At 32.7% G+C, this 13626-nt stretch carries 14 protein-coding genes; all 14 read left to right on the forward strand.

All coding sequences use genetic code 11. The features are described from left to right. Positions 1 to 81 precede the first annotated feature (81 nt). The 14 genes from CLVI_RS07650 (at position 82) to CLVI_RS07715 (ending at position 13511) form a co-directional block, all read left to right on the forward strand. On the forward strand, positions 82 to 648 hold the full coding sequence (locus tag CLVI_RS07650) for a manganese efflux pump MntP (protein WP_106059531.1): 567 nt from the start codon (positions 82 to 84) through the stop codon (positions 646 to 648). A 177-nt stretch (positions 649 to 825) separates the two neighbouring features. Next, entirely contained in the window at positions 826 to 1458 is a 633-nt protein-coding gene (locus tag CLVI_RS07655; protein ID WP_106059532.1) for a redox-sensing transcriptional repressor Rex, read from the forward strand. Between the two features lie 283 nt (positions 1459 to 1741). Then, a complete protein-coding gene (locus CLVI_RS07660; protein WP_106059533.1) occupies positions 1742 to 2524 on the forward strand; it encodes a short-chain-enoyl-CoA hydratase in 783 nt (260 codons plus the stop codon). 34 nt (positions 2525 to 2558) lie between these two features. Beyond that, entirely contained in the window at positions 2559 to 3698 is a 1140-nt protein-coding gene (locus CLVI_RS07665) for an acyl-CoA dehydrogenase (protein WP_106059534.1), read from the forward strand. 13 nt (positions 3699 to 3711) lie between these two features. After that, positions 3712 to 4491, forward strand: a complete 780-nt coding sequence (locus CLVI_RS07670) for an electron transfer flavoprotein subunit beta/FixA family protein (protein ID WP_106059535.1) — start codon at positions 3712 to 3714, stop codon at positions 4489 to 4491. A 20-nt stretch (positions 4492 to 4511) separates the two neighbouring features. Beyond that, positions 4512 to 5519, forward strand: coding sequence for an electron transfer flavoprotein subunit alpha/FixB family protein (locus CLVI_RS07675; protein ID WP_106059536.1), 1008 nt, complete (start codon positions 4512 to 4514; stop codon positions 5517 to 5519). Positions 5520 to 5603: 84 nt separating this feature from the next. After that, a complete protein-coding gene (locus CLVI_RS07680) occupies positions 5604 to 6452 on the forward strand; it encodes a 3-hydroxybutyryl-CoA dehydrogenase (RefSeq protein ID WP_106059537.1) in 849 nt (282 codons plus the stop codon). A 194-nt stretch (positions 6453 to 6646) separates the two neighbouring features. After that, positions 6647 to 7813 (forward strand): NADPH-dependent butanol dehydrogenase, encoded by a 1167-nt coding sequence (locus tag CLVI_RS07685; protein WP_106059538.1) that lies wholly within the window; start codon positions 6647 to 6649, stop codon positions 7811 to 7813. A 145-nt stretch (positions 7814 to 7958) separates the two neighbouring features. Beyond that, a complete protein-coding gene (locus CLVI_RS07690) occupies positions 7959 to 8849 on the forward strand; it encodes a sulfide/dihydroorotate dehydrogenase-like FAD/NAD-binding protein (protein WP_106059539.1) in 891 nt (296 codons plus the stop codon). Further along, on the forward strand, positions 8849 to 10234 hold the full coding sequence (gene gltA / locus CLVI_RS07695) for an NADPH-dependent glutamate synthase (RefSeq protein ID WP_106059540.1): 1386 nt from the start codon (positions 8849 to 8851) through the stop codon (positions 10232 to 10234). The genes CLVI_RS07690 and gltA overlap by 1 nt, the downstream gene beginning before the upstream one ends. A gap of 112 nt (positions 10235 to 10346) precedes the next feature. Further along, on the forward strand, positions 10347 to 11237 hold the full coding sequence (locus tag CLVI_RS07700) for a DNA-3-methyladenine glycosylase family protein (protein ID WP_106059541.1): 891 nt from the start codon (positions 10347 to 10349) through the stop codon (positions 11235 to 11237). Between the two features lie 86 nt (positions 11238 to 11323). Continuing rightward, entirely contained in the window at positions 11324 to 11821 is a 498-nt protein-coding gene (locus CLVI_RS07705) for an ECF transporter S component (RefSeq protein WP_106059542.1), read from the forward strand. Next, positions 11821 to 12321 carry an ECF transporter S component gene (locus CLVI_RS07710; protein ID WP_170065619.1) on the forward strand — a complete coding sequence of 167 codons (501 nt, stop codon included), beginning with the start codon at positions 11821 to 11823 and terminating at the stop codon, positions 12319 to 12321. The genes CLVI_RS07705 and CLVI_RS07710 overlap by 1 nt, the downstream gene beginning before the upstream one ends. After that, the gene (locus CLVI_RS07715; protein ID WP_106059544.1) at positions 12315 to 13511 is read left to right on the forward strand and encodes a sensor domain-containing diguanylate cyclase; all 1197 of its coding nucleotides are present in this window, start codon (positions 12315 to 12317) and stop codon (positions 13509 to 13511) included. Before CLVI_RS07710 ends, CLVI_RS07715 begins: the two co-directional genes overlap by 7 nt. The last annotated feature ends 115 nt before the right edge of the window (positions 13512 to 13626 follow it).

The raw sequence follows: 13626 nt of genomic DNA on the forward strand, positions 1-13626 counted from the left end.
TAAGTATAATATTGTGAGACTTATGTATAACGATTAGAGTTTCGTTGTGCATAAGCCTCTTTTTTTTATTGGAGGAAAATTATGAGTTTAATATCAATTTTTTTAATTGGGTTAGGATTGGCAATGGATTCTTTTGCAGTTTCACTAACTGTGGGAATGAATACAAGAAAAAAAGATAAATGGAAGATGGCGTTAAAGGCAAGCATTTTCTTTGGAGTGTTCCAAGGAGTTATGCCTTTTCTTGGTTGGGCTATTGGTATCAGTTTTGCAGATTATATTGAGAAAATAGATCATTGGATAGCATTTATATTACTTGTTTTAATCGGTGGAAAAATGATTTTTGAAGCTATTAAGGAAGATGACACAACTGAAAAGGTGGATAAGGGATACTCTAACAAAAGATTCTTAATTTTAGCCATTGCCACTAGTATAGATGCCTTGGCAGTAGGTATTAGTTTTGCTTTTTTAAAGGTTAATATACTATCTGCCATAAGTATTATAGCAATTATAACTTTTATTATATGCATGATAGGGGTTTATGTTGGGAAAGTTTTATGCAAAATATTTGGTTCTAAGGCAGAAATAATAGGTGGGGTAATATTAATAATTATAGGAATTAAAATTTTAATAGAACACTCATTTATGTAAAAAGATATTAATATATAAAAGGGAAAAATAGGATTTATTGAAAGACATATTTGCAAATATAATTGGATTAAGGGCAAACTTTTATGGTAATATATTTAAGTAGGCATATGATATGAAAGAATTCGCAATTTATATTCATAAAGTTTGTTAAAATTTAGATTAAAAGAGGGGAACAGTATGGAAAAGAAAAAGAATATTTCTATGGCTGTGATAAAAAGATTACCGAAGTATCATAGATATCTTAAGGAATTAATGAATAATGAGGTAGATAGAATATCTTCTAAGGATCTTGGCGAGAAGATTGGATTTACTGCTTCTCAAATACGACAAGATCTTAATTGTTTCGGTGATTTTGGTCAACAGGGATATGGATACAATGTAAGAGAACTAAGTAATCAAATAAGTAATATTCTTGGTTTGAATAAACAATATAAAGCAGTAATAGTAGGTGCTGGTAATATTGGGCAGGCTATAGCAAACTACAAATTCACTAAGCTGGGGTTTGAGTATACTGGTATATTCGATGCTAATCCTAAACTTATAGGAATGAAGATGCAAGGTGTAGAGATTAGAGATATAGATACACTTAAAGAGTATTTAAAAGATAATAAAATAGATATAGGAAGTATATGTGTTCCTAGAATTAACGCTCAAAAAGTTTGTGATGAGTTAATTGATGGAGGGGTAAGAGGGATATGGAACTTTGCACCTGTAGATTTAATAGTACCAAAGGATGTAACTGTTGAAAATGTCCATTTGAGTGAAAGTTTATTGACGTTAATATACTTATTGCAAAAGAAACAGGAATAGGTGCAGGTTGAGGAAATATATAATGTTAAAATTAACATAAAATCGTTATATATATATTGCAAAAAAATTGTCAAAGCATTATAATTGAAATTGGATTTGAAATAAAAGAAATTTTTTTTGTAACACATTGTTATATAATTAACAAATAAGGTAAAGAAATAGTTTTCAACATATCATAATAAACTCATATCTCTTTAAAAAAATACACAATATATAAAGAGGTATTTGTAAATAAATTTAGTCGGTCAAAAATAATCATATAATTTTAAGGAGGCAAATGGGCATGGAATTAAAGAATGTAATTCTTGAAAAAGAAGGTCACTTAGCTATTGTTACAATCAATAGACCAAAGGCATTAAACGCTTTAAATTCAGAAACTCTAAAAGACCTTGATACGGTAATTGATAACTTAGAAAAAGACAATAACATTTATGCAGTTATATTAACAGGTTCAGGAGAGAAGTCTTTTGTTGCAGGAGCAGATATTGCAGAAATGAAAGACCTAAGTGAAGAACAAGGAAAAGAATTCGGAATACTTGGAAATAATGTATTCTTAAGAGTAGAAAATTTGGCTAAGCCAGTTATAGCTGCAATCTCAGGATTTGCTCTTGGTGGTGGATGTGAATTATCTATGGCATGTGACATAAGAATAGCTTCAGAAAGAGCTAAATTTGGTCAGCCAGAAGCTGGGCTTGGTATTACACCAGGATTTGGAGGAACTCAAAGACTTCCCCGAATAGTTGGATTAGGTAAGGCAAAAGAGTTAATTTATACTTGCGATATTATTAAGGCTGATGAAGCTTTAAGAATAGGACTAGTTAATAAAGTTGTACCTTTAGAGAATCTTATGGAAGAAGCAAAATCTATGGCCGCAAAGATTATAGCTAATGCTCCAATAGCAGTTAAGTTATGTAAAGATGCAATAAATAGAGGTATGCAAGTAGGCATAGATAAAGCAGTTATTATAGAAGCAGAAGACTTCGGTAAGTGCTTTAGTAGTGATGACCAAACTGAAGGAATGAATGCCTTTTTAGAAAGAAGAGAAAAGAACTTCCAAAACAAATAAATTTGTTTTTGAAATATTAAGGAGGGAAATTTAAATGAATTTCGAATTAACTAGAGAACAACAATTAGTACAGCAAATGGTAAGAGAATTCGCAATAAATGAAGTTAAGCCAATAGCTGCTGAAATTGATGAAACAGAAAGATTCCCTATGGAAAACGTAGAAAAAATGGCTAAGTTAGGAATAATGGGTATCCCATTTTCTAAAGAGTTTGGCGGAGCTGGCGGAGATGTTCTTTCATACATACTAGCTGTAGAAGAATTATCAAAAGTTTGTGCTACTACAGGAGTTATACTTTCTGCTCATACATCATTATGTGCGTCAGTAATTTATGAAAATGGTACTCCAGCTCAAAGAGAAAAATATTTACCTGAGCTTAATCAAGGTAAAAAAATCGGTGCTTTTGGTTTAACTGAACCAGGTGCTGGTACAGATGCAGCTGGACAACAAACAACTGCTGTATTAGATGGAGATAATTACATTTTAAATGGTTCAAAAATCTTCATAACAAATGGTGGAGTTGCTGAGACTTTCATAATATTTGCTATGACAGATAAGAGTCAAGGAACTAGAGGGATTTCTGCATTTATAGTAGAAAAAGCATTCCCAGGGTTCTCAGTAGGAAAGCATGAAAACAAGATGGGTATTAGAGCGTCTTCAACTACTGAATTAGTTATGGAAGATTGTATAGTACCAAAAGAGAATCTAATCAGTAAAGAAGGTAAGGGATTTGGTATAGCAATGAAGACTCTTGATGGAGGAAGAATTGGTGTAGCTGCTCAAGCTTTAGGTATTGCAGAGGGCGCTTTACAAGAAGCTATTGCATACATGAAGGAAAGAAAGCAATTTAATAAACCTTTATCAGCATTCCAAGGATTACAATGGTATGTTGCTGAAATGGATGTTAAAATTGAAGCTGCTAGATTTTTAGTATATAAAGCTGCATGTAAGAAACAAGATGGTAAAGCGTATTCACTTGATGCTGCTCGTGCTAAACTGTTTGCAGCAGATGTTGCAATGGAAGTTACAACTAAGGCAGTACAAATCTTTGGTGGATATGGTTACACTAAGGAATACCCAGTTGAAAGAATGATGAGAGATGCCAAGATAACAGAAATATATGAAGGAACTTCAGAAGTTCAAAAGATGGTTATCGCAGGAAGCATTTTAAGATAGGAGGATTTTTATAATGAATATAGTAGTTTGTATAAAACAAGTTCCAGATACTGCAGTAGTAAAGATTGATCCTAAAACTGGTACATTAATAAGAGATGGTGTTCCATCAATAATGAATCCAGAGGACAAGCACGCACTAGAAGCTGCATTACAATTAAAAGAAACTCATGGTGCTAAGGTAACAGTTATAAGCATGGGACTTCCAATGGCTAAGGCTGTACTTAGAGAAGCATTATGTATGGGAGCTAATGAAGCTATCCTATTAACTGATAGATGTCTTGGAGGAGCTGATACTTTAGCTACTTCAAAAGCACTAGCAGGAGTTATCGCAAAATTAGATTTTGACATAGTACTTGCTGGAAGACAAGCAATTGATGGAGATACTGCACAAGTTGGTCCAGAAATAGCTGAACATTTAAATATTCCTCAAGTAACTTACGTTCAAGAAATCAAAGTTGAAGGTAATTCATTAATAGTTAAAAGAGCATTAGAAGATGGATACCAAGTGGTAGAAGTTAAAACTCCATGCCTATTAACTGCAATTGAAGAATTAAATGAAGCTAGATACATGAATGTAGCAGATATATTTGCAACGAATGATGATATGATTAAAATTATGACAGCAGATGATATAGATGTAGATAAGGCTGAATTAGGACTTAAGGGTTCACCTACAAAGGTTAAAAAGTCAATGACTAAAGAAGTCAAGGGCAAAGGCGAAATAGTTAGAGAATCACCTAAAAACGCAGCATATTATGTTGTAGGAAAATTGAAAGAACAACACTACATCTAATAATAGGAGGTTAATTTATTATGAATATAGCAGATTACAAAGGCGTTTGGGTCTTTGCTGAACAAAGAGAAGGCGTACTACAAAAAGTATCTTTAGAAATACTTGGAGAAGGTAGAAGAATTGCTGATGAATTAGGAGTAAAGTTAACCGCTTTATTACTAGGAAAAAATATAGAATCATTAGCAAAGACATTAGCTGAACATGGTGCTGATGAAGTTTTAGTTGCTGATGACAAAAATTTAGAACATTATACAACTGATGCTTACACTAAGGTTATTTGCGATTTAGCAAAAGTAAGAAAGCCTGGAATATTATTCGTAGGAGCTACTTTCATAGGAAGAGATTTAGGTCCAAGAATAGCGGCTAGATTATCAACAGGATTAACTGCTGATTGTACATCAATTGAAGTTGAAGCTGCAAATGGTGACCTTTTAGCTACAAGACCAGCATTTGGTGGTAACTTAATGGCTACAATTGCTTGTCCAGATCATAGACCACAAATGGCTACAGTAAGACCAGGAGTATTCGCAAAGGTTTCTTCTGATGGATCTAAGTGTGCTATTGAAAAGGTTGAAGTTGAATTAGCTGATAGCGATGTTAGAACTAAGGTTTTAGAAATTGTTAAAGCTAAGAAAGAAATTATAGATATAGCAGAAGCTGATTTCATAGTATCAGGTGGTAGAGGAGTTGGAAGTAAAGAAAACTTTAAACTACTTAAAGATTTAGCAAAAGTATTAGAAGGAAGCGTAGCTGGATCAAGAGCTGCAGTTGAAAATGGATGGATTGATGGAGCATATCAAGTTGGTCAAACTGGTAAGACTGTTAGACCACAAATTTATATAGCTTGTGGTATTTCAGGAGCTATACAACATGTTGCTGGTATGCAAGATTCAGATTTAATCATTGCTGTTAATAAAGATGACACAGCTCCAATAATGAAACTTGCAGATTATGCAATAGTTGGAGACATTGCTAAGATAGTGCCAGAATTAATAGCTCAAATTAAGGAAATAAAGAACGCTGATTAGTTGATAAATTGAAAATTGAGAGTTGAGAGTTGAGGGTTTTAAATTCTCAATTCTTAATTTCAAATTGATGAGGAGGAATTTTTTATGAAAAAAGTTTTCGTACTTGGTGCAGGAACAATGGGTGCTGGAATAGTTCAAGCATTCGCACAAAAGGGTTGTGAAGTAATTGTAAGAGATATCAAAGATGAATTTGTTCAAAGAGGTTTAGCTGGAATTACTAAGGGATTAGAAAAGCAAGTAGCTAGAGGAAAAATGACTGAAGAAGTTAAAGTAGAAATTCTTTCAAGAATTTCAGGAACAACTGACATGAAGTTAGCTGCTGATTGTGACTTAGTAGTAGAAGCTGCAATTGAAAACATGAAAATCAAGAAAGAAATCTTTGCTGAATTAGATGGAATTTGTAAGCCAGAAACAATATTAGCTTCAAACACATCATCTTTATCAATTACTGAAGTTGCTTCAGCTACAAAGAGAGCAGATAAGGTTATAGGAATGCATTTCTTTAATCCAGCTCCAGTAATGAAGTTAGTTGAAATTATCAAAGGAATTGCTACTTCTCAAGAAACTTTTGATACTGTTAAGGCATTAGCAGTTGAAATTGGAAAAGAGCCAGTAGAAGTTGCAGAAGCTCCAGGATTTGTTGTAAACAGAATCCTAATTCCAATGATTAATGAAGCTTCATTCATTCTTCAAGAAGGAATTGCTTCAGTAGAAGATATAGATACAGCTATGAAATATGGCGCTAATCATCCAATGGGACCTTTAGCATTAGGGGATCTTATTGGATTAGACGTTTGTCTAGCTATTATGGATGTTATGTTTAGTGAAACAGGAGATAGCAAGTACAGAGCTAGCAATGTTTTAAGAAAATATGTTAGAGCTGGATGGTTAGGTAGAAAGACTGGAAAAGGATTCTACGATTATTCAAAATAATATAGAATTTATTAAAACCTCCAAGGATTATTCCTTGGAGGTTTTTTTGTATCTAAAAATTAAAATGGAATATTTTACTGCGAATATATTGAAAAGCGTACCCGATAAGGCGTAGAATAGTATTATAAGGAGGTCCAAGCTTTATTCAAAAATAATATATTACAGTATGAATTTTTTAGGAGGTATTAAGAGTTATGATGAGATTTACATTGCCAAGAGATATTTATTACGGAAAAGGGTCTATGGAACAACTAAAAAATCTTAAAGGTCATAAAGCTATGTTAGTACTTGGAGGAGGCTCCATGAGAAAATTTGGGTTTGTAGATAAAGCTTTAGGATACCTAGGTGAGGCAGGAATAGAAGTTAAGATTATTGAAGGAATAGAACCAGATCCCTCAGTTGAAACCGTACTTAAGGGCGCAGAACAAATGGTGGAATTTAATCCTGATTGGATTATAGCTATGGGTGGCGGCTCACCAATTGATGCAGCAAAGGCTATGTGGGTATTTTATGAGCATCCGGAACTAACATTTGATGATATAAAAAATCCATTTACTATACCAGAATTAAGAAGTAAAGCTAAATTCTTAGCAATACCATCAACTAGTGGTACAGCAATAGAAGTAACTGCATTTTCTGTAATTACAGATTATAAAACAGAAATAAAGTATCCTTTAGCGGATTTTAATATAACACCAGACATTGCTATAGTAGACCCTGAACTCGCAGAAACAATGCCTCAAAAGCTAACTGCACATACAGGTGTAGATGCTCTAACTCATGCAATTGAAGCTTATGTATCTACAATGCACTCTCCATTTACTGATCCATCAGCACTGAAAGCAATTCAAATGGTTAAAGAATATTTAATTAAGTCTTATAATGGAGACGTTGAAGCGAGAGAACAAATGCATTATGGTCAATGCTTAGCAGGAATGGCATTTTCTAACGCATTACTTGGCATATGTCATAGCATGGCTCATAAGACTGGGGCTGTTTTTCATATCCCTCATGGATGTGCGAATGCTATATATTTGCCTCATGTAATTAGGTTTAATATGAAAATATCTCTAGACAGATATGCACAAATATCTAAACAGCTTGGATTAAGTGGAAATAACGATGAAGAATTAGTTGAGTCTTTGATAAGCATGATAAAGGACTTAAATAAGGAAATGGGAATAGCAGCATCATTAAAAGAATATGGTATTGATGAAAATGAGTTTAATTCAAAACTTGATTTAATATCAGAAAGAACTATTTTAGATGCTTGTACAGGATGTAATCCAAGAGAAGTGAATAAAGATCAAATGAAGAAGATCTTCCAATGTGTATATTATGGAAATAAGATAGATTTTTAAATTTAAGATTTTGAAACCACTCTTTTGAGTGGTTTCTTTAATATACAAAATAAGGTATATTTCTACATAACAATAATTGTGGTTGTAACTAATCATTGATTTAAGGTATAATTAAAGAAATAAGCAACAAACTGGGGGATAAAAAGTGTATAAAATAGTAAAAAAAGAAAGACTAACAGATAATATTTACCTAATGGAAATTGAAGCGCCAAGAGTTGCTAGATCAGCAAATCCTGGACAATTTATAATTGTTAAACTAGATGAACGAGGGGAAAGAATCCCTTTAACAATATGCGATTATGATCCAAAAAAGGGAACGGTTACAATAGTTTTCCAAGCAATGGGAGCGTCTACTGAAGAAATGATAAAGTATGAAGAGGGAGATTCTTTTAAAGATTTTGTAGGACCTTTAGGAATGCCATCAGAATTTGTTCATGAAGACCTAGAGGAATTATCAAAAAAGAAAATAATTTTCGTTGCAGGTGGAGTAGGTACTGCACCAGTATACCCTCAAGTTAAATGGTTAAATTCTAAAGGAATTAAAGCAGATGTTATTGTGGGAGCAAGAAATACGGATATAGTTATTCTTCAAGATGAGATGAAGGCAGTTGCAGACAATTATTATTTAGCAACTGACGATGGATCATCAGGATATAAAGGATTAGTTACAGATAAGTTGAGAGATTTAGTTGAGAAGGAAGGCAAGAAATATGACTTGGTAGTTGCAATTGGACCGATGATTATGATGAAGTTTGTTACCTTATTAACTAAGGAATTAAATATACCTACTGTAGTAAGCATGAACCCAATTATGGTAGATGGTACAGGTATGTGTGGCGCTTGTAGGGTATCTGTTGGAGGGAAAATTAAATTTGCTTGTGTTGATGGACCAGAATTCGACGGACATTTAGTTGATTTTAATCAAGCTATGAAGAGGCAATCTGTTTACAAAACGGAAGAGGGAAGAGCAATATTGAAAGAAAAAGAAGGAAGTACCCATCATGGTGGTTGCGGAAATTGCGGAGGTGACAAATAATGAATAAGATGAAAAAAGTCCCAGTTTCTGAACAAGATCCAAAAGTGAGGGCTACTAATTTTGAAGAAGTATGTTTAGGTTATAACAATGAAGAGGCAATAGCAGAAGCTACAAGATGCTTAAATTGCAAAAATCCTAGATGTGTAGGAGATTGTCCTGTTAGTATATCAATTCCGAGATTTATTCAAGCAGTTAAAAATGGGAATAATGAAGAAGCAGCTAGAATTATTGCTGAATCATCAGCATTACCTGCTGTTTGTGGTAGAGTATGTCCGCAAGAGTCTCAATGTGAAGGTGTTTGTGTACTTGGAATTAAAGGTGAAGCTATTTCAATAGGTAAGCTAGAAAGATTTGTGGCTGATTGGTCTAGAGAAAATAATATTGATTTGTCACAAACTTTACCTAAGAATGGTAAAAACGTAGCAGTTGTAGGTAGTGGTCCTGCTGGACTTTCATGTGCTGGAGACTTAGCTAAATTAGGCTATGAGGTTACTATATTTGAGGCGCTTCATGAGGCTGGCGGAGTTTTAGTTTATGGGATACCTGAATTTAGATTACCAAAAGAGACTGTAGTTAAAAATGAAGTGGAAAATGTTAAGAAGCTTGGAGTAAAGATAGAAACTAATGTTATTATTGGTAGAACTATTACTATTGATCAGTTATTTGAAGATGAAGATTTTAAAGCCGTTTTCATAGGATCAGGAGCAGGTCTTCCAAGATTTATGGGGATACCCGGAGAGAGTTCGAATGGTGTTTCCTCAGCTAATGAATTTTTAACTAGAAACAACCTAATGAAGGCTTTCAAGGATGGATATAAAACTCCTATTCGTGCCGGAGAAAAGGTTGCAGTAGTAGGTGGTGGAAATGTTGCTATGGATGCTGCAAGAACTGCTTTAAGACTAGGGGCAGAGGCTCATATAGTCTATAGAAGAGGGGAAGAAGAACTTCCTGCAAGAGCAGAAGAAGTTCATCATGCTAAGGAAGAGGGAGTAATCTTTGATGTTCTTACTAATCCAACTGAAATCCTTCATGATGAAAAGGGCTGGGTTACTGGAATGAAGTGTGTGAAGATGGAACTTGGAGAACCAGATCAATCAGGAAGAAGAAGTCCTATGGTTATTGAAGGTTCTGAATTTATATTAGATGTAGATACTGTAATAATGTCACTTGGTACATCACCAAATCCATTAATATCATCTACAACTAAGGGATTAGATACAAATAAGAGACAATGTATTATCGCATCAGATGAGACAGGCCTTACTTCAAGAGAAGGAGTATTTGCTGGAGGAGATGCTGTAACAGGTGCTGCTACAGTTATACTTGCAATGGGAGCAGGGAAAAAAGCTGCAGTTGGGATACATGAATATTTATCAGCAAAATAATAGAACTTTAAAATGGGTGCATAGCACCCATTTTTTTTATGGTATAATTAATTTTAATTATTAAATAATATATAGTGTACAGTAGTTAAATTAGAGCGGAAAGGGTGAAAATATGGACTATAATAATGTAATTTATAAAGAAGATAAGGTAATACTTGAAGGTGTAAGAAATTTTAATATAAAACAAATAGTAGAGTGTGGACAATGCTTTAGATGGGAAAAAACAGAAGAATTAGACTATATTGGAGTGGCTCAAGGTAAGGTAATTGAAGTTATTCAAGAAGAAGATAATGTTACTTTTTTAAATACCAATGAAGAGGATTTTAAAAACATATGGTTTGAATATTTTGATTTAGGTAGAGATTATAGTAAGGTTAAAGAAGCGTTAGCTAATGATGAAATCTTAAAGAAAAGCGTTGAGTATGGATATGGGATAAGAATATTAAATCAACAATATTTTGAGATTTTAATTAGCTTTATTATTTCAGCTAGAAATAGTATACCTTCAATAATGAAAAGCATAAAGAAAATATCTGAAAAATGGGGAAAGGCTATAGAGTATAAAGGCACCACATATTATACTTTCCCAACAGCAGAGGAAATTAAAGTGGGAACACTAGAAGAAATAAAAGAAACGGGAGCCTCTTTTAGAAGCAAGTACATACTAGATACTATATATAATATAAATAATTGTGCAGAAAATCCAGAGTATAGCTTAGAAAATATTGCTTTACTTAATGATGATGATTGTCATATTAAACTACAGAACTTTAAAGGCGTAGGAGCAAAAGTAGCAGATTGTGTTATGTTATTTTCTATGGAAAAGTATTCAGCATTTCCTGTGGATGTATGGGTAAAAAGAGCTATGATGCATTTTTATAATGCGGAGGAAGCTTCGTTAATTAAGATAAGGATATTCGCAAGAAATAAATTTGGAAATTTATCAGGGTTTGCACAACAATATCTGTTCTATTATGCTAGGGAAAACAAAATTAGCATATGACGATTCGATTTACTTATTAAAAAGAGGGATCTTCCCTCTTTTTTTGCGGATAAAAATTCCATAAGAATGAAAAAGAGGTGAGATAGTTGTTGTTAAAATATAAGAATTGGATTTATATTATTAGTTTTAGCTGTTTATATAATGTTTTATATTTATTTTCTAATAATATACCTAATCCAGCTGTTCCTAATGGGTTCATAGCTATTAGTATGGTTATACCTGTTGTAGCAGGCTATTTGCTCGGTCCATATAGTGGGGCAATGACAGGTGGAATAGGTGTAGGATTAAATGTACTTATTAATGGGAGTCCAATAACTGTTGCTGCCATGGTACCTATAATGATTATGGGTTTCGCAGCAGGCTATGTTGGGAAAAATAGAAATATTTTGCTTACCTCATTAACAATAATTATTGGGCATAGTTTAAATATTTTGTATTTTATTAGGCTTGGACTTATAAGCAGTTTGAGTGAAAAAATTTCGGTAATAGCACTGTCATTGCTATCGGAAGCTGCTTTTGATATTGTAATTATTATTACTATAATAACAAGCTTAAAAAAATTTTTTCGTAAGGAGAGATGGTAATGAAAAAAATAAGTAGAAGGCAAGTTGGTATAGTGATTTTTATTTTTCTTTATCCAATTGCTAATATTTTTCTAAATAATGTTCCTAATCCAATGGTACCAGAAAGTTTCATTGCTTTAAATATGATTTTCCCTATACTTTGTGGTTTTCTTTATGGACCTAAATCTGGTTTCATATCTGGTGCATTAGGGCTTGGTATATCTACTTTGATTTTTGGATCGTTGTATGATGCCGCAGGGGTTTTGCCATGTTCTATTATGGGGTATGTTGCTGGAGTTATTGGGAAAAAAGGAGTAGAATTTACTTCCTCATTATCTATTTTTTTGGGGCATACCCTTAATTTAATATTTTTCTATAGAATGGGTTTTATGAAATTTAATATAAATGAATTTGGTCCGGTTTTTTTAGGAGTTATAGCAGAATCAACAATTGATATTCTCGCTATTGTACTTTTAGGATATTTATTAAAAAAGAAGTTCTATGAGGTAAATAGATGGTAGATTTAAAATGGGTTGAGCATAAAAATACGTTTAAGATTTTCTTAATATCAATATGGTGGATTTTAGTAACAATAGCGGTAGTAAATATTGAAGATAATATGTGGAAAGAAATTTTAGCCTACTCATTTGTAGTTTCAATAGTATTTGCTTCATATCATGGAAAAGTGCCGGGACTTATATTTTCCATAATGTCTAGTGTCGTAAGTGGATCACAAGCTATGGATGAATTTTTATTATTTTCACCTTTTGCTCAAAGAATACTGTTTCAAATACTTTTTATTAATGTGGTAGCGCTAGTGACGACAAGTTTATCCGAACGAGAAAAAAAAGCAAGGGTTAGCCTACAACAATTATTTAGCAATATGCCAATTGGTTTATTTAGAATAGACTCAGATGGAAAATTACTAAAAATAAATGCTGCTATGGTTCATATGCTTTCCATTGATGAAAAGCAAAAGCTAAGTAGCTATAATTTAAAATACTTTTTTGTAAATAGTCATGAATTTTTAGAATTATTTGATAATAAAGATACCGGAGTAAAAAACTCTGAAGTAATGTTAAAGAAAAAAGATGGTAAAATAATTTGGGGAAATATTATATGCCGTTTTAAGGAAACTGATGATGTTGCTTATACTTTAAGAGAATATGAAGGGAGTTTCGAAGATATTACAGACAGAGTAGCTCTTTTTCAAGAGGTAAGAAAGCTTGCAACTTATGATTCGTTGACTGGGGTTTATAATCGGGGATATTTTCTTGCGGTTACTGAACCGATATTTAAAGAAGCATTAATAAGACGTAAACCTCTATCAATGCTTTTATTAGATGTGGATTATTTTAAAAAAATAAATGATACATATGGACATCCATTTGGGGATGTAGTTCTTCAAAAGATTGCAGGGTGTATAGTAGAAAATGCTAATAATTCTAATATTGTAGGAAGATACGGTGGAGATGAATTTATTTTGTTTCTACCAGAAGAAGATTATGAATTAGCTTTAAAAATAGCAAAAGCTATAAATGACGGAGTTAAATCATTAGATATAATATTAGAAGGACAAAAAGTCCATGTTTCAGTAAGTGTTGGAATTTCTAATTTAGATTTTAATAATGATAAGAATATAGATGATCTAGTTAGACGTGCTGATATTTCAATGTATGAAGCAAAAAATATAGATAGAATTATGCCTTAATTAGGATCTCATTACTTTTAATTTAGATACCAATGAAATATTAAAAAATTTCTCTATAACAAGATTTATATTTGGGATTAAAGAAAATAGCAGTAATAAAATACCAACCTAATAA

The sequence above is a fragment of the Clostridium vincentii genome (genome assembly GCF_002995745.1).
In the GTDB taxonomy this organism is placed as follows: Bacteria; Bacillota; Clostridia; order Clostridiales; family Clostridiaceae; genus Clostridium; species Clostridium vincentii.